This window comes from Aromatoleum diolicum (assembly GCF_012910955.1).
Lineage (GTDB): Bacteria > Pseudomonadota > Gammaproteobacteria > Burkholderiales > Rhodocyclaceae > Aromatoleum > Aromatoleum diolicum.
On record NZ_WTVQ01000022.1, the window covers coordinates 63,194 to 79,986 of the forward strand.

Genomic DNA, 16,793 nt, shown 5'->3' on the forward strand with positions numbered 1-16,793 from the left:
GGTCGATCAGGGCGCGGAGAACATGTCTCCGTCCGCGCGGCCGGGGCGTGCGAGGCCGAAGTGCTGCCAGATCGATGCGGTGGCGATGCGGCCGCGCGGCGTGCGCTGCAGGTAGCCCTGCTGGATCAGATAGGGTTCGAGCACGTCTTCGATGGTATCGGCCGATTCGCCGATTGCCGCCGCGAGGTTGTCGAGGCCGACCGGGCCGCCGGCGAATTTCTCGAGCATCGCACCGAGCAGTTTGCGGTCCATCAGGTCGAGGCCGAGGTGGTCGACGTCGAGCATGCGCAGCGCCGCATCGGCGACGGCGGCGGTGATGTCGCCGCCGGCCTTCACCTGCGCATAGTCGCGCACGCGGCGCAGCAGGCGATTGGCGATGCGCGGCGTGCCGCGCGAGCGCCGCGCGATCTCGAAGGCGCCGGCGTCATCGATCGCGACGTCGAGCAGGCGCGCCGAGCGCCCGACAATGTAGGCGAGCTCCTGCGGCGTATAGAACTCCAGCCGCGCGACAATGCCGAAGCGGTCGCGCAGCGGATTGGTCAGCATGCCGGCGCGCGTCGTCGCTCCGACCAGCGTGAAGGGTGGCAGGTCGAGCTTCACCGAGCGCGCCGCCGGGCCTTCGCCGATCATGATGTCGATCTGGAAGTCCTCGAGCGCCGGGTAGAGGATTTCCTCGACGACCGGCGACAGACGGTGGATCTCGTCGATGAACAGCACGTCGTGCGGTTCGAGGTTGGTCAGCAACGCCGCGAGGTCGCCGGCGCGCTCCAGCACCGGGCCGGAAGTCGAACGCAGGTTCACGCCCATCTCGGCGGCGACGATGTGCGCAAGCGTGGTCTTGCCCAGCCCCGGCGGGCCGAACAGCAGCACGTGGTCGAGTGATTCGCTGCGCATCCGCGCGGCCTCGATGAAGATTTCCAGCTGTTCGCGGATCTTCGCCTGACCCACGTACTCGGCGAGACGCTTTGGGCGCAGCGCGCGCTCGACCGCGTCTTCGTGGCGGTCGGCGGGCTGGGCGGAAATCAGGCGGGGCGCCTGGAGCTTGTCGGTTTCGATCATGGCGAGAGTTTAGCCCCGGCAGGGGGCGAGTGCGTCATGCCTTCGACAGGCTCTTCAGCGCCTGGCGGATGCCGTCGGAAACGCCGGCGTCTTCCGGCACCGCCTTCATCGCCGACAGCGCTTCCTTCTCGTTGTAGCCGAGTGCGAGCAGTGCGTTGAGGATGTCGCTGCGGTTGTCCTGCGGCAGTGCAACCGTTCCCGCCGCGAATGTCGCGCCGAGGCTCGGCAGTGCCTTGCCGAGCTTGTCGCGCAATTCGAGCAGCAGACGTTCGGCGGTCTTCTTGCCGATGCCCGGAATCTTCACGAGACGCCCCGCCTCCTGCAACGCCACGGCCTGTGCGAGATCGGTCACCGACAGACCGGACAGCACCGCCAGGGCGGTACGCGCGCCGATGCCCGAGACCTTGAGCAACTGCCGGAAGGCGGCGCGCTCGTCGGCGCTGGCGAAGCCGTAGAGGAAATGCCCGTCCTCGCGCACCGCGAGATGTGTGAACAGCGACACGCCCTGGCCGGTCGCCGGCAGGCCGTAGAAGGTGCTCATCGGCACGTCGATTTCGTAGCCGACGCCGTGCACGTCGACGACGATCTGGGGCGGGTTCTTTTCCAGCAGGATGCCGGCAATGCGTCCGATCATGGGAATGCGTCCGAAGTTCGATGCTTGTGGAGCTGCGAGTGGGGTTGCGACGGCGCGACCAATGCTATCCGCGTGCGCCAAAGGCCAGCGTCGCCGCGAGCAACAGCCCGTGCAGGTTCGCCGCGGCGATCGTCAGCTTGATCGCGGATGCGAGTTCAGCCGGTTCGTTGGCATGTTCGCGCAACTGGCGGGCGGCGTGAAACGACAGCACCAGCGTCAGCGCCGCGGCCGCGCAGGCCTGCGGCAGGTTGTAGCGTCCGACCTGCAGCACCAGCCAGCCGTAGGCGAACAGCGCGATTGCGAAATAGCCCCATTTCGCGGTGTCGGCGCCGAGCCGCACCACCAGCGTGCGCTTGCCGGCGGCCTCGTCGCCAGCGCGGTCCGGAAACTGGTTGATGAACAGCAGGTTCGCGACCAGCAGCGCGAACGACAGTCCGGCCGCGAACGGCGTCCATGCAAACGCGCCGCGCTGCACGTAGTCGGCACCGATCACCACCAGCAGCCAGCCGCCGGCGACCGCGAATTCGCCCAGCCCGCGGCTCGCGAGCTGCAGCGGCGGGGCCGAATAGGCCCACGCGAGCAGCAGGCCCGCCAGCCCGATGGCGAGCAGTCCTGCACCCGAGCCGAGCGTCAGCCACAGGCCGGCCGGAATCACGAGCGCGAACAGCGCGTAGGCGAACAGCGCGGTCTGGCGCGTCGTCAGCACGCCGTTCTGAATGAAGCGGCTGCCGCCGGTGAACGGGTAGATGCGTTGCGTGTTCGCGTCATCGGCCCCGCTCAGCGCATCGTGGTAGTCGTTGAACACGTTTGCACCCGCATGCGCGAGCAGTGCGAACAGCACGGTGGCGAAGGCCCGCAGGCCATCCAGCGCGAACCCGTCGGCATGTGCCGCGGCGAGTCCGATCAGGCTCCCGGCCAATGTGACGGTGAGGAAGGCCGGGCGGGTTGCGGCGAAGTAGCGTAGTGGCGTGTTCGCGTAGCGTTGCGCAGTCGGCTCGGCGCTCGGGGCTGGTACGGGCGCGCTCACAGCAGCACGATGTCGAACTGTTCCTGCGAATAGCTCGCTTCCGGGTGCAGCGAGATCTGCTTGTCGATGAAGTCCGACAGCATCGCGAGCGACTGGGATTCCTCGTCGAGGAACAGGTCGATGACGTTGGGGGCGGCGAGTACGCGGAATTCGCGCGCGTTGAACTGGCGCGCCTCACGCAGCAGTTCGCGCAGGATCTCGTAGCATACGGTGCGCGCCGTCTTCACCTCGCCGCGTCCGCCGCAGGTCGGGCAGGGCTCGCACAGCAGGTGGGCGAGCGACTCGCGCGTGCGCTTGCGGGTCATCTCGACAAGGCCCAGCGCAGTGAAGCCATTGACTGTCATCTTGGTGTGGTCGCGGGCGAGCGCCTTGCGGAATTCGTCGAGCACCATGTCGCGGTGCTCGGGGTTTTCCATGTCGATGAAATCGATGATGATGATGCCGCCGAGGTTCCTCAGGCGCAGTTGGCGCGCGATGGTCTGCGCGGCTTCGAGGTTGGTCTTGAAGATCGTGTCGTCGAAGTTGCGCGCGCCGACGAAGCCGCCGGTGTTGACGTCGACGGTGGTCATCGCCTCTGTCTGGTCGATGATCAGGTAGCCGCCGGACTTAAGGCTGACCCGCCGCGCCAGCGCCTTCTGAATCTCTTCTTCGATGTTGTGCAGATCGAACAGCGGCCGAACGCCACCGTAGTGCTCCAGCAAGGGCAGCACCTTGGGGCTGTATTCGCCAGCGAAGGTGGTGAGCTTCTGGAAGTTCTCGCGCGAGTCGATGACGATGCGCGCGGTGTCGTCGTCGACCAGGTCGCGCAGCACGCGCTGACCGAGGCTCAGGTCTTCATACAGCACGCTTGGCGGGAAGCGCCCGGTGGCGCTGTTGCGGATCTCGCCCCACAGCTTGCGCAGGTAGGCGATGTCGGCACTGAGTTCCTCGTCCGATGCGGATTCGGCCATCGTGCGGACGATGAACCCGCCGGCCTCGTCCTCGGGGACGAGACGGGTGAGACGCTCACGCAGCGCTTCGCGCTCGGATTCGTCCTCGATGCGCTGGGAAATGCCAATGTGCTTTTCCTGCGGCAGATATACGAGCAGCCGTCCGGCGATGCTGACCTGCGTCGACAGCCGTGCGCCCTTGGTACCGATCGGGTCCTTCAGCACCTGGACGGTGAGGTTCTGGCCCTCGACGAGAATGCGCTCGATCGGGCGGCCGGTATCGCCGTTGTGGCGGTCGCTCCAGATGTCCGCGACATGCAGGAAGGCAGTGCGCTCGAGCCCGATGTCGATGAACGCGGACTGCATGCCGGGCAGCACCCGCACCACCTTGCCGAGGTAGATGTTGCCGACGATGCCGCGGCTGGCGGTGCGCTCGACGTGCAGTTCCTGCACGACACCTTGTTCGACGATGGCGACCCGCGTTTCCTGCGGGGTGAAGTTGATGAGAAATTCGATGCTCATGGGAACAGCCGGTAATGGGGAATGCGCAATCGCAGATGCGGATCAGCGATTGCGCATTGCCCATCGTGCGCGGCGCACGCGGGCAGCGGCTAATGGCTAGAGAGGATAGCCGAAGGTGTCGAGCAGTTGGGCGGTTTCGAACAGCGGCAGGCCCATGATCCCGGTGTAACTGCCGCGGATTTCCTCGATGAAAATTGCCGCATGCCCCTGGATGCCGTAGGCGCCGGCCTTGTCCATCGGTTCGCCCGAGGCGACGTAGTGGCGGATTTCCGCATCGCTCAACGCGCGAAAGCGCACTTCACTGATGCTGCTGCGGCTGCGCGTGCGCGTACCTTCGCTCATCGCCACCGCGGTCAGCACCCTGTGCGTGCGGCCGGACAGGCGTCGCAGGATCGCCGCGGCATCGTCGGCATCGCTTGGCTTGCCAATGATCTGGCCGTCCAGTTCGAGGGTGGTGTCGGCGGCCAGCACCGGGCGATGCGGCAAGGTCCGCCACTGCAAGCGGCGGAAGCCCGCCGCGGCTTTGGTCAGCGCGACGCGTTCGACGTAGCGCTCCACGTCCTCGCCCTCCAGAGGCGTTTCGTCGACGTCCGCATCGTCGCCGCGTTCGCCGCCGCGGAACACCAGCAAGTCGAAATGAACGCCGATCTGGCGCAACAGTTCACGCCGGCGCGGGCTGCGGGAGGCAAGATAGATGCGGGCTTGCAGACTGGTCATGGGACTCGCGTGCTTGAAGGGCAAAATGGGGAGTTTCGGTCGAGTGTCCGAATTCTACGCCAGCTTGTGATGCCGATCGCCCTGTCACGCGCGCACATGGGTGTCAGTGCGGTGGCGCGGGTCGATGGCGACTGAAATAAGTTGATACAATGTATGGTTATTATGCACCCGAATTCGTGCCGACAATCCTGCGGGCGTACCGGCCCGGATAGAAGCGGCAACCTTGTTCAGGGGGACTCCGATACGCCCCCGAATCATCATGGAGAAGCCTGTAATGCGCATGTCGTTTTTGGTACTGGCCCTGTCGGGCGCCATCCTGTCCTTCCCCGCCGCGGTGTCGGCAGCCGATTACATCACTGATGCAGCGGCCATCGTCAAGGCGGCGAACTGGGATGCGATGGAAACCGTGACCGTCGAGCTCGATGAACACAGCTTTGCGCCGCAGGACCTCAAGCTGAAGGCCGGCCAGCCGTACAAGCTGGTGATCAAGAACGTCGGCGAGAAGGATCACTATTACACCGCGTCCGAATTCTTCAAGTCGGTGGCGTGGCGCAAGGTGCAGACGCCGAAACCCCACGGTGGCGAGATCAAGGCGCCGTATTTCAGCGCGGTCGAGGCTTACAAGGACGGTGGTTCGGTCGAATTGTTCTTCGTCACGGTGAACAAGGGGCAGTTCGAGGTGGTGTGCACGATCGAGGATCACAAGGATCAGGGCATGCACGGCACGATCACCGTCGAGTAAGCATTCCGATTCCCCGGCCCGAGAGACGTGCGCATGCTGAAACTGATTCCTCCGCTATTGCTGCTGGCACCGCTGGCGGTGTTGGCGCAGGCCCCCCTTTCCGTGCCGGTATCGAATCTGGCATCCGCGCCGAAGGTGGATGGCGAACTGGCGGAATGGGGCGGCGACGGCTGGGTGAAAGTGCCGGTCAAGCCCGCACTGGAGCGTGAGGAGCGCGCCAAGTACGGGCTGGACCCGGCCGGGGAGCGCAATACGACCGGAAGCCTGACGGTCGAGATGAAGGCTGGGGTCGCTGGCGGGCGCTTGTATATCGCCGTCCGTTACCCGGACGACGCTGCCGACACGCAGCACAAGGAGTGGGGCTGGCGCGGTGAAAAATATCAGCGCGAAAACCAGCTCGAAGACATGTTCGCCGTGCGCTTCCATCTCGCGGGCGACTTCGACCGCACGATGTTGTCGACGAAGGACTACAAGGTCGACGTATGGCTTTGGTCGGCGGCGCGGACCAATCCCGCTGGCGTCGCCGAAGACATGACGCACCATGTCACGACGAAGGTGCAGGAGTCCGCGGCGGAGTACCAGATCAAGGACGGTCCGGTGGTGTTTATCTCGAAGCGTCGCGATGAGGGTAGCGCGCCCTACGAGATGCTGCCGCGCCCGAAGGAGAACAAGGGCGACAAACTGCCCTCGTTTGCGCTCGGCAAGGCCGCTGGCAGTGCTGCCGATGTGGCTGCGAAGGGCGTGTGGAAGGCCGGTCGCTGGCATCTGGAGTTCAGCCGGGCGCTGAGCACCGGCAACGCCGACGATGCGCCGTTCAAGCCGGGCGACAGGATCACCGGCCAGATTGCCGTGTTCAACAAGGCAGCGGCCGAGCACAAGAGTGTGTCGGAGCCGTTGCTGTTCGATTTTGCCGCGGTCAAGTAATCACCGCGCGCGACTGTGAATTGCTCCAACCTTACTGCGATATGACCGATTCCCGCCATTGTGCTGCTTCAATCTGGCGTGCCTTGACGCTTGCCGCGCTGGTTTGCTTCGCGCCGGCCGCGTTCGCCGCCGACGAGGATTCCGATGGTATTCACCTACATCCGGCACTGGTCGGTATCGACTGGTCCGCCGCGATCGAAGTCGAGATCGCGTTGCAGGACCATCATTACGAACCGGAGCAGATCAGCCTCAAGCGCGGACAGCCCTACCGGCTGGTGCTCAAGAATGTCGGAGCGGTTGCCCACGACATGGTCGGGGGGTCGCTGCTCAATGAATCGGTGATTGCGCTGAGAATGGTCAATTCGGCTGCCGGACGTGTGCTCGCCGACTACGTGAACTCGGTGTATGTGCGCTCGAAAAACAGCATCGAGCTGTGGCTGGTGCCGCTGAAGGAGGGCGAGTATTCGTTCTACTGCAGCCTGCCTGGCCACCGCGACGACGGCATGGAAGGGGTGGTGCATATCATGCCGTAGACCGGCGCTGCACGCCGCTGCGGAAAACGGTCGATCCGGCGGCGCTCGATGCGCGCCGTGCGGCGCTTCCGCCGCAGCTGGCGCGAGGCGGCTTCATTCGCGGTGGTAGGGATGGTTCTTCTGCACGGTCCAGGCGCGGTATAGCGCCTCGGCGAGCAGCGGGCGGACCAATGCATGCGGCAGGGTCAGGCTGGACAGGCGCACGCGCTCGTGTGCGCTCGCCTTGAGCGGCGACGCGAGGCCGTCGGGACCTCCGACGATGAGCGCGACATCCGCGCCGTCCGCCTGCCAGGCTTCGAGGCGGCGGGCGAGCTCCAGCGTCGTCAGGTCCGCACCGCGCTCATCCAGGATCACGCGGCGGCAGCGCAGCGGCAGAGCAGCCTCGATGCGCGTCGCCTCGGCGGCCATCATGGCTTCAACGGTCTTGCCGGTGGTGCGCGGTTCGGCTTTAACTTCAATGAGCTGCAGCGGCAGCTCGCGCGGCATGCGGCGGGCGAATTCGTCGAATCCGGCCTCGACCCACGCCGGCATGCGGGTGCCGACGGCAAGGACCAGCAGTTTCATGCGCGCGCGATGTGCCGCGATACCTGCTGGCAGGGACGCGCGCCGCGACGTTCGCGGGCCGGGCTCATTCCGCGGCGGCGCCCGCAGCGGCCCGGCCGCGCCGTGCCGAGCTGCCGGCCCAAAGTTCTTCGAGGTTGTAGTAACTGCGAATCGCCGGCTGCATGATGTGCACGACGATGTCGCCGAGGTCCACCAGCACCCACTCGCCGCTTTCCTCGCCTTCGACGCTGAGTACGTGGGCTCCGGCCTCGCGCACCTTTTCCTGCACGTTGCGCGCCAGCGCCCGTGTCTGGCGGTTGGAGTCGCCGGTGGCGATGACGATCCGGTCGAACAGCGAAGTGAGCTTCGAGGTGTTGAGCACGTCGATGTCTTTCGCCTTGATGTCTTCCAGGGCTGCGACGACGATTTTTTCGAGTTTGCGGGTGTCCATCAGGTTCTGCGGTAGAGGTGGTGCAGCCCAATATAGTCGAGAACCGAATCGGGCAGCAAATAGCGGGCACTGTGCCCGCCGTGGATGAGGTCGCGGATCAGCGATGCGGAGATCGCCAGCGGTGTCATGTCGAAGGGCACCACGCGTCCTGCCGGCGCACTGCGCAGCGCGGCGGGATCGGCGTCGATGCGTCCTGCACAGGCGGCGTCGAGTTCCGGCGACAGTGCGCCGGGCCAGCGCCGCTCGTGGGGGGCATAGCCGGGACGGTTGGCGACGGCGATGTGGGCGAAGTCGAAAAGCTCGCGCCAGCGGTGCCAGGTCGGTAATCCGTTAAACGCGTCGGCGCCCAGGATCAGCACCAGCGGGCGGTCCGCGCCATGCAGTACGCGCAGGCGTTCAAGCGTGAGGACGGTGTAGCTCTTGCCCTGCGCGAACACTTCGCCGTCATCGACGGCGAGGCCTGCATTGCCCGCAGTGGCCAGTCTGACCATCGCCAGCCGGACATCGGCAGGCGACTGCGGGGCCTGGCGGTGTGGCGGCTGGCCCGCCGGAATGAACGCGACCTGCTCCAGTCGCAGCGCCTCGCGTGCTTCCTCGGCGAGGCGCAGGTGGCCGAAGTGGATCGGATCGAAGGTGCCGCCGAGCAGGCCCAGCGGGCCGGCTTCATGCCTGTGCCGACTCATCCTCAGGCTCGCCGAAAATGTCGCATGCGTTGGCGTAAAAACTGCCGAAAATCATCGGAATCAGCAGCAGCGGCAGCGGGACGGACAGCAGTGTCGCGAGCGTCGGCGACGCCATTCCGATGATGCCCAGTACCACGCCGGGCAGGACCGCGCCGAACAGCGCCAGTCCGATCGAAAAGGCGAGGAAGGGGCGCCAGTTGCGCAGGCAGGCGAAAAAACTGAAAAACAGCGCCTTGGGGGCGGGGATATTCCACCAGCCTGCCAGCAGTGGTGCAAACCAGTAGGCCATCATTACCGGTGTCGACAGGGTGACGGCAAGCAGCAGGGCCACGCTGAAACCGGCGCTGGTGGCGATTTCGGGATCGAGTTTGCCGCCATTGGTCATCACCTGCAGCAGGGCACCACCATCGGCGAGCGCGGTCAGCAGCAGCACCAGCAGACTGCCGGCGAGATAAGCCGCACCAATCATGAGCAATGCCGGAAGATTCTGCTGAAAGCCGGAAAACAGGACGTCGGGACCGGCCTTGCGGCCCTTGGCGATGGCCTGGCAGGTGTTGAGCACGCCCAGCGACAGCACCGGCATCAGCAGCGAAGCGAGGACTTGCCCGATGAACGGCACGACGCTGACCAGCAGCAGCATCAGCAGGTAGCCGAACGACGCGAAGGTGAGTAGGGCCGGGTTGCGTCGCCACAGTTGCAGACCTTCCTTGAGCCAGGCAAAGCCGCGGTGGAGTGGCAGTTGTCGTGCTTGCATGCGCGTCATGCCTCGCGGCCGGGTTCGGAGTTCTGTTGTACCAGGGCGGGCAGGGCCGGGCGTCGCACAAAGGTGTCCTGCCAGGCTGCGTGCATGGCGCCCGCCAGCACCGGCACCCATACCAGCATGCCGAGCCCCGCCGGCAACATCGCGATCCAGGTCAGCACGTACAGGATGAAGCCGAGCACGATGAAGCTGGTGAGGTTCGACAGGCAGGCGTGCGCCGAGAGCTTCATCGCGTCGAGCGGCGACACGTCCTGCAGCATCACCAGCGCCGGTGCGAACCACAGCGCCATCAACAGCAGCACCCACAACACGGTGAATACCGCCACGGCGAGCATGACGCCACCTGCCGCCAGTCCCACTCCGGCGAAGGCGCCGACGAGCATGCCGGTGAGCGCGGCACTGCTGCCGACGGCGGCGGCAATGAGTGCGGCGAGCAAGGCGCCCAGCAGGTGAAATCCGCCGATCATCAGCAGATTGCCGGCATGCCGGCGCACGCCGTCGAACAGATGGTCGATGCGCAGGCTTTCACCCTGGTCCAGTGCGCGGGCGCCCGAGAGCATGCCGGCGACGAGCACCGGTAGCGCCAGTGGCGCCAGTGCCCAGCCGAGCAAGGGCACGACACCGAGGGCACTGAGGACGACGATCAGGATCAGGGTCTGGACGATCCACGTGCCGGGGCTGGCCGTGAAGGTCTTCCACCCGGCCGTGAGCCATTGCAGCGTGTGTGCCGGGGTGACGTGGCCGGGCTGGGGCAGGGGATGGCGTCGCCGCGGCGCGGTCGAGGCGGAGGGGTTGGGTTCGGTCATCGTTCAGAGCGGCAGGGGATGGGTGGCCGCGATGCGCAGGCGGAGAATGTCGCGGTACTCGGCGGGCGATTTGACGTGGACCATTTCGCCGGCCTTCGGCAGGTGGAAATCTTCGGCGCGCGACAGCCAGAAACGCAGTGCCGCGGCACGCAGCATCGCGGCCCAGTCGGCGCGTTCGGCGTCGGTGAAGGGGCGTTCGGCATGATACGCGCAGAGGAACGCTTCGGCGCGCTGTGGATCGAGTTCGCCTGACGGCGTCGCGCACCAGTCATTGAACGTGACGGCGACGTCGAACAGCAGCGCGTCCTGGCCGGCGAAATAGAAATCGATGACGCCGCCGATGTAGTCGCCATCCCACAGCACGTTGTCGCGGAACAGGTCGGCGTGGATGACGCCGCAGGGTAGTTGTGCGTAGTTGGCAGCCGCCTGGAACGCGAGTTCCGCATCGAGCAGTGCCTGCTCGTCGGCCGCCAGGAAGGGGCGCACACGGGCGGCGGTGACGGTGCGCCATGCCGCGCCGCGCGGGTTGTCCTGCTTGCGTCCGTAGGACAGGCCGGCAAGGTGCAGCCCGGCGAGCATCGCACCGACGCGCTCGCAGTGGCGCTCGCTTGGGGCCATTTCGGAGTGGCCCGACAGGCGCATGACGAGGGCCGCGGGGCGCTGGTTGAGCGTGCCGAGATATTCGTTGTCGCGATCGGCGATGGGGGCCGGCACCGGCAGGCCGTGGCGCGCCAGATGCGCCATCAGGTGCAGGTAGAAGGGCAGTTCGGCGCGCGGAATGGCTTCAAACAGGGTCAGCACGTAGCGGCCGAGCGTCGTCGTGACGAAGAAATTGCTGTTCTGTACGCCCGCGGAGATGCCCTGCAAGTCGACCAGCCGGCCGATGGCATAGCGGCCGAGCCAGCGGGCGAGCGTCTCGGGGGCAACCGCGGTAAAAACGGACATGTCGGGGTGTGCGTAAGCGGTGTCAGTAGCCGGAGGTCGTGCGCATTACCAGGACTTGATGACCCACATCGGCACCGCCAGCGTCGGCATCACATCCTGGCGCGTCATCACGCCCTTGCCCTCGTGGTCGATGAGGTAATAGGGTACGCCGTGCGGCGGCGTGACCTTGATCATGTAGAGACGCCCGCCGATGCGGTACTCCTGAACGGTGTCCTGGCCGCGCTTGAGAATCGTCACTTGCGGTTCCTGCGCCGGGTCGCTCGCGCCGGCGGGCATCGGTGGCGGTTCCGGGATCGGTTCGAGTTTCGGGGTTTGCTGGGCGGCAACCGGAGTTGCGATGGCCATCAGCAGCACAATCAGCTTGCGACGCATGGTGCTCTCCTTGGATGGCGCGGATTCTAGCAGGGACCCGCGCTGCTCGCCTGTCATCACAGGTTGAGCAGCAGTTCGTGTTCTTCGGGCAGCGGCAGGAAACCACGGTTCTCGTAATGCTTGAAGATGGCTTCGACGACGTCTTCGGGCTCGTCGAGCACCTGGATCAGGTTGAGGTCTTCGGGGTTGATCATGCTTTCGGCGACGAGGCGGTCCTTGAACCAGTCGACCAGCCCTTTCCAGAATGGGGCATGTACCAGGATGACCGGAATGTTGCGGCTCTTGCCGGTCTGGATCAGCGTCATCGCTTCGAGCAGTTCGTCGAGCGTGCCGAAGCCGCCGGGCATCACGACATAGGCCGAGGCGAAGCGCACGAACATGAACTTGCGTGCAAAAAAGTGCTGGAAGGTCTGCGAGATGTCCTGATACGGGTTGGCGCTTTGCTCCATTGGCAGCTGGATGTTGAGCCCGATAGACGGACTCTTGCCGAAGTACGCGCCCTTGTTGGCCGCCTCCATGATGCCGGGCCCGCCGCCGGAGATCACCGCGAAGCCTGCATCAGACAGCAGCCGGCTGATGCGTTCGGCGAGCATGTAGTACATGTGATCGGGCGGGATGCGCGCGCTGCCGAAGATCGACACCGCCGGACGGATCGCGTTGAGCCGTTCGGTCGCCTCGACGAACTCTGCCATAATTCCAAAGATTCGCCACGATTCGCGCGCATTGAACCGCGGCGCGTTGCTGCTCGGGGCGCTGTGGGGGATTTTGTCTTTCGCGGTCATGTTGTTCTCATCTTTTCGTTCTTCCGGCGTGCGCGCCGGTATTCATTTGAGTCCGGTGCGTGCGCCCGGTTTCCCCCAAGGATATTCCTCTGATGCCCGTCCTGTTGCTTGTTGATGGCTCCAGCTATCTGTACCGCGCATTTCACGCGCTGCCGGATCTGCGCAATTCGAAGGGCGAGCCGACCGGGGCGATACGGGGAGTGTTATCGATGCTACGTCGGCTGGAAGCCGACTACAAGGCAGAATTCCGCGCCTGCGTGTTCGATGCCAGGGGCAAGACCTTTCGCGACGACTGGTACCCGGACTACAAGGCGAACCGCCCGTCGATGCCCGAGGACTTGCGGGCGCAGGTCGAGCCGCTGCATGCGGCGGTAAAGGCCGAAGGCTGGCCCTTGCTGGCGGTCGACGGGGTCGAGGCCGACGACGTCATCGGCACGCTGACCCGCCAGGCGCTGGAGCGCGGCTGGGAGGTGGTGATCTCGACCGGCGACAAGGACCTGACGCAGCTGGTGCGCCCCGGTGTGCGCTGGGTCAATACGATGAGCGAGGAAGTGCTCGACGACGCCGGCGTCGCCGCGAAGTTCGGCGTGCCGCCGGAACGCATCGTCGATTACCTGGCGCTGGTCGGCGACACCGTCGACAACGTGCCGGGCGTCGAGAAGTGCGGGCCGAAGACCGCGGTGAAATGGCTTGCCGAGTACGGCACGCTCGACAATCTCGTCGCCAATGCCGACAAGGTCGGCGGCAAGGTCGGCGAGAACCTGCGCAAGCATCTCGACTTCCTGCCGCTGGGCAAGAGGCTCGTCACCGTCGCGACCGACGTGGCGCTGCCGGTCGGACTCGACGAGCTGCCGGCGCGCGACGACGACAAGGCGGCGCTGCGGGCGCTGTATGAACGTTTCGAATTCCGCGGCTGGTTGCAGGCGCTCGACGGCGCGACGGCCGAAGCCGCGGCCGCTGTGCCGCGTGCAGGCGACGCGGCGCCCGTGGGCGAGGATCCTCCCGCGGCACCGGGCGCACACCGCGGCGGCTACGTCGCCATCCTCGGCTGGGCCACGTTCGACGCATGGCTGGCGAAGCTCGACGCGGCCGCGCTCGTCGCCTTCGACACCGAAACCACCAGCCTGGACCCGCTGGCGGCGCAATTGGTCGGCATGTCCTTCGCGATCGTCGAGGGCGAGGCGGCCTATCTGCCGCTCGCGCACCGCGGCCCCGACGCCCCGGCGCAGCTGCCGCTCGCCGAGGTGCTCGCGCGGCTCAAGCCCTGGCTGGAGTCCGGCGCCCACGCCAAGCTCGGCCAGAACCTCAAGTACGACGCCCATGTGCTCGCCAATCATGGCATCCGCCTCGGTGGCATCGCGCACGACACGCTGCTGCAGTCCTACGTGCTGGAAAGCGACAAGTCGCACGACATGGATTCGCTGGCGAAGCGCCATCTGGGCCTGACGACGATTCCCTACACGGAGGTCTGCGGCAAGGGCGCCAAGCAGATCGGTTTCGACGAGGTCGCCGTCGATCGCGCCACCGAATATGCGGCCGAGGATGCCGACGTCACGCTGCGCCTGCACCACAACCTGTGGCCGCAACTGGAGGCGGCGCCGGCGCTCGCGGCGCTGTACCGTGACATCGAACTGCCGGCGATGCAGGTGCTGTTCGACATGGAACGCACCGGCGTGCTGATCGATGCCTTCCTGCTCGCACAGCAGAGCGAGGAGCTGGGCCGCCGCCTGATGACGCTTGAGCGCGAGGCGCACGCGCTCGCCGGTCAGCCGTTCAACCTGGGCTCGCCCAAGCAGCTCGGCGAGATCCTGTTCGGCAAGCTCGGTCTGCCGGTGGTCAAGAAAACCGCCACCGGCCAGCCCTCGACCGACGAGGAAGTGCTGGTCCAGCTCGCCGACGACTACCCGCTGCCGAAGCTGCTGCTCGAGCACCGCAGCTTCGCCAAGCTCAAGAGCACCTATGCCGACAAGCTGCCGCGCATGGTGAACCCGAAGACCGGGCGCGTGCATACCAGCTTCTCGCAGGCGGTCGCGGTCACCGGCCGGCTCGCGAGTTCCGACCCCAATCTGCAGAACATCCCGATCCGGACTGCCGAAGGGCGCCGCATCCGCGCCGCGTTCATCGCGCCGCGCGATCACGTGATCGTCTCCGCCGACTACTCGCAGATCGAACTGCGCATCATGGCCCACCTGTCGGGCGACGCGCGGCTGCGCCAGTCCTTCGCCGAGGGCGAGGACGTGCACCGCGCGACCGCCGCGGAGATTTTCGGCGTCGCGCCCGCGGAAGTGACGAGCGAACAGCGCCGCTATGCCAAGGTGATCAACTTCGGCTTGATCTACGGCATGAGCGCGCACGGTCTGGCGAAGAACCTCGGCCTCGAGCGCGCAGCCGCGGCGGCCTATATCGACCGCTATTTCGCCCGCTATCCCGGCGTCGCCGCATACATGGAGCGCGTCAAGGGCGAGGCGAAGGATCGCGGCTACGTCGAAACCGTGTTCGGCCGCCGCCTTTATCTGCCGGAGATCCGTGCGAGCCAGGCCGGTCGCCGCCAGGCCGCCGAGCGCGCCGCGATCAACGCGCCGATGCAGGGCACGGCCGCGGACCTGATCAAGAAGGCGATGATCGCCGTGCATGGGTGGCTGGCGGAATCGCGGCTGAAGTCGCGCCTGATCCTCCAGGTACATGACGAACTGGTGCTGGAAGTGCCGCGCGACGAACTCGAACGCGTGCGCGCCGAGTTGCCGGCGCAGATGTGCGGCGTGGCCGATCTGGCGGTGCCCTTGCTGGTGGAGGTTGGCGCGGGAGAGAACTGGGACGAGGCACACTGAAGATGCCAAGGGCGTGGCGGATGCCCCGTGTCGAGAACGGTTACGGAGCATTCGCGCGAAGCCGATGATTTTGGCATCGTGCCGTGGGCGGCGGACTTGTTGCATCAGCCCGCGGCGTGCGCTTGTCCGTGGATACCATCGGGATGACCGATAGAATGCCGCCCTTTCGTCATTGATTCTCGACCCGCCGCTGCATGCGGGCTACGCATGAACCACCCTAACCCCCACCTCGCCTATCGTGCCGACATCGACGGACTGCGTGCCGTCGCCGTGCTGTCCGTCGTGGTCTTTCACGCTTTCCCGGCGGCGCTTCCCGGCGGGTTTGCCGGCGTCGATATCTTTTTCGTCATTTCCGGCTACCTGATCTCGTCGATCATCATCAAGGCTCTCGGTCGTGGCGAGTTCAGCTTCGCGGATTTCTACGCCCGGCGCATTCGGCGCATCTTTCCGGCCTTGCTGCTGGTCGTGTTGTTTAGCCTGGTGCTTGGATGGTCCGTCCTGCTGCCGCACGAATACGCGCAACTTGGAAAACATTCGATCGCAGGCCTGGGTTTTGTCGCGAATTTCGTTTTCTGGCAGGAGGCCGGCTATTTCGATACCGAGGCCGAGCTCAAGCCGCTGCTGCACCTCTGGTCGCTGGGAATCGAAGAGCAGTTCTACATCGTCTGGCCGGCGCTGGCCTTGCTTGTCTGGAAACTGCGCGGGCGGCTCGGACTCCTGCTGTTTGCGCTCGCCGCGGCGTCGCTGGTGGCAAGCGTCATGCTGTCCGGCGAGTTCCCCGGCGCGAGCTATTTCCTGCCGCCGACCCGCGTGTGGGAACTGCTCTTCGGCGCCATGCTGGCGTGGCGCCTGCAACGGTACGGCGCGATATTCCCGGCCGATGCGGTGTGGGCGCCGAGTGTCGCGTCCGTGCTGGGGCTGGCGTTGATCGCGCTCGGTCTGGTCGTGATCGACAAGAGCCGGCAATTTCCCGGTGCGTGGGCGCTGCTGCCGGTCTGTGGCGCGGTGCTGCTCATTGCGGCGGGGCCGCGGGCGTTGCTGAATCGGACGCTGCTTGCAAGCCGCGCCATGGTGGCGGTGGGACTGATCAGTTTTCCGCTATATCTGTGGCACTGGCCGCTATTGTCGTTTGCCCGCATCGCCATGGGCGACCGGGTCACGACGAAGCTGTTGGTGGGGGTGCTGGCGCTGGCGGTGTTGGCGTCGTGGCTGACTTTTCGCCTGGTGGAGACGCCGGTGCGTCGCCGCGGCGGGCGCTGGACGATTGCGATTCTATTGGCGCTGAGCGTGATCGTGATCGGGGTGTCGACGAACATCCTGGTGCGCGGCGGGCTTGCGTTTCGTCTCGAGGATGCACAGGCGAAGAGGGAGGCAGGTTCGCTGGAATGGCGCGATGAGCTGCGCGGAGGCGGTGACTGCGCCGGGTTCCTGCCGGGCGGCATGCCCGGGAAGTGCCTGATCGCCAATCCGGAGGCCCGGCCGACGGCGATGATTCTCGGCGACAGCCATGCCAATCATTATTACTGGGGTCTGAGT

18 protein-coding genes are annotated in these 16,793 nt (G+C 65.9%); 5 read left to right on the plus strand and 13 right to left on the minus strand.

The genetic code is table 11. The features are described from left to right. Positions 1–6: 6 nt before the first annotated feature. From ruvB to GPA25_RS14045, 5 genes are all read right to left on the minus strand, one after another. On the minus strand, positions 7–1,059 hold the full coding sequence (gene ruvB / locus GPA25_RS14025; RefSeq protein WP_169261026.1) for a Holliday junction branch migration DNA helicase RuvB: 1,053 nt from the start codon (positions 1,057–1,059) through the stop codon (positions 7–9). Positions 1,060–1,093: 34 nt separating this feature from the next. Then, positions 1,094–1,693, minus strand: coding sequence for a Holliday junction branch migration protein RuvA (gene ruvA / locus GPA25_RS14030; RefSeq protein WP_169261027.1), 600 nt, complete (start codon positions 1,691–1,693; stop codon positions 1,094–1,096). Between the two features lie 64 nt (positions 1,694–1,757). Continuing rightward, positions 1,758–2,720: a UbiA family prenyltransferase gene (locus GPA25_RS14035; protein WP_169261028.1), complete on the minus strand. Its 963-nt coding sequence runs from the start codon at positions 2,718–2,720 to the stop codon at positions 1,758–1,760. Further along, a complete protein-coding gene (rng, locus tag GPA25_RS14040) occupies positions 2,717–4,171 on the minus strand; it encodes a ribonuclease G (protein WP_169261029.1) in 1,455 nt (484 codons plus the stop codon). Before rng ends, GPA25_RS14035 begins: the two co-directional genes overlap by 4 nt. A gap of 96 nt (positions 4,172–4,267) precedes the next feature. Beyond that, a complete protein-coding gene (locus GPA25_RS14045; protein WP_169261030.1) occupies positions 4,268–4,888 on the minus strand; it encodes a Maf family protein in 621 nt (206 codons plus the stop codon). A gap of 274 nt (positions 4,889–5,162) precedes the next feature. On the opposite strand from GPA25_RS14045, the gene GPA25_RS14050 reads away from it, so the two are divergent. Genes GPA25_RS14050 through GPA25_RS14060 form a run of 3 tightly spaced genes read left to right on the plus strand, consistent with a single transcriptional unit; the run spans position 5,163 to position 7,087 of the window. Next, the gene (locus GPA25_RS14050) at positions 5,163–5,630 is read left to right on the plus strand and encodes a cupredoxin domain-containing protein (protein ID WP_169261031.1); all 468 of its coding nucleotides are present in this window, start codon (positions 5,163–5,165) and stop codon (positions 5,628–5,630) included. A gap of 33 nt (positions 5,631–5,663) precedes the next feature. Further along, positions 5,664–6,554: an ethylbenzene dehydrogenase-related protein gene (locus tag GPA25_RS14055; protein WP_246265687.1), complete on the plus strand. Its 891-nt coding sequence runs from the start codon at positions 5,664–5,666 to the stop codon at positions 6,552–6,554. Between the two features lie 41 nt (positions 6,555–6,595). Beyond that, the gene (locus GPA25_RS14060; RefSeq protein WP_169261032.1) at positions 6,596–7,087 is read left to right on the plus strand and encodes a cupredoxin domain-containing protein; all 492 of its coding nucleotides are present in this window, start codon (positions 6,596–6,598) and stop codon (positions 7,085–7,087) included. Between the two features lie 93 nt (positions 7,088–7,180). Here the strand turns inward: GPA25_RS14060 and rlmH are convergent, their stop codons facing one another. The 8 genes from rlmH to GPA25_RS14100 all read right to left on the minus strand — a co-directional run bounded on the left by rlmH (position 7,181) and on the right by GPA25_RS14100 (position 12,429). Next, entirely contained in the window at positions 7,181–7,651 is a 471-nt protein-coding gene (gene rlmH, locus GPA25_RS14065; RefSeq protein ID WP_169261033.1) for a 23S rRNA (pseudouridine(1915)-N(3))-methyltransferase RlmH, read from the minus strand. 64 nt (positions 7,652–7,715) lie between these two features. Continuing rightward, entirely contained in the window at positions 7,716–8,081 is a 366-nt protein-coding gene (gene rsfS, locus GPA25_RS14070; RefSeq protein ID WP_169261034.1) for a ribosome silencing factor, read from the minus strand. Continuing rightward, positions 8,081–8,764, minus strand: coding sequence for a nicotinate-nucleotide adenylyltransferase (gene nadD, locus GPA25_RS14075; RefSeq protein ID WP_169261035.1), 684 nt, complete (start codon positions 8,762–8,764; stop codon positions 8,081–8,083). The genes rsfS and nadD overlap by 1 nt, the downstream gene beginning before the upstream one ends. Next, positions 8,745–9,518 (minus strand): BPSS1780 family membrane protein, encoded by a 774-nt coding sequence (locus tag GPA25_RS14080; protein ID WP_169261036.1) that lies wholly within the window; start codon positions 9,516–9,518, stop codon positions 8,745–8,747. Before GPA25_RS14080 ends, nadD begins: the two co-directional genes overlap by 20 nt. Positions 9,519–9,523: 5 nt before the next feature. Beyond that, positions 9,524–10,330, minus strand: coding sequence for a BPSS1780 family membrane protein (locus GPA25_RS14085; RefSeq protein WP_169261037.1), 807 nt, complete (start codon positions 10,328–10,330; stop codon positions 9,524–9,526). A gap of 3 nt (positions 10,331–10,333) precedes the next feature. Beyond that, positions 10,334–11,275, minus strand: coding sequence for a homoserine kinase (locus GPA25_RS14090; RefSeq protein ID WP_169261038.1), 942 nt, complete (start codon positions 11,273–11,275; stop codon positions 10,334–10,336). A gap of 45 nt (positions 11,276–11,320) precedes the next feature. Next, the gene (locus GPA25_RS14095) at positions 11,321–11,647 is read right to left on the minus strand and encodes a DUF2782 domain-containing protein (RefSeq protein ID WP_169261039.1); all 327 of its coding nucleotides are present in this window, start codon (positions 11,645–11,647) and stop codon (positions 11,321–11,323) included. A gap of 56 nt (positions 11,648–11,703) precedes the next feature. Continuing rightward, the gene (locus GPA25_RS14100) at positions 11,704–12,429 is read right to left on the minus strand and encodes an LOG family protein (protein WP_169261040.1); all 726 of its coding nucleotides are present in this window, start codon (positions 12,427–12,429) and stop codon (positions 11,704–11,706) included. A 92-nt stretch (positions 12,430–12,521) separates the two neighbouring features. Between GPA25_RS14100 and polA the strand changes: the two genes are divergently transcribed. Together polA and GPA25_RS14110 are read left to right on the plus strand one after the other, a co-directional pair. Further along, positions 12,522–15,257 carry a DNA polymerase I gene (gene polA, locus GPA25_RS14105; protein ID WP_169261041.1) on the plus strand — a complete coding sequence of 912 codons (2,736 nt, stop codon included), beginning with the start codon at positions 12,522–12,524 and terminating at the stop codon, positions 15,255–15,257. Between the two features lie 207 nt (positions 15,258–15,464). Then, positions 15,465–16,793 (plus strand): acyltransferase family protein (locus GPA25_RS14110; RefSeq protein ID WP_169261042.1); only part of this gene is annotated, 1,329 nt, incomplete at its 3' end.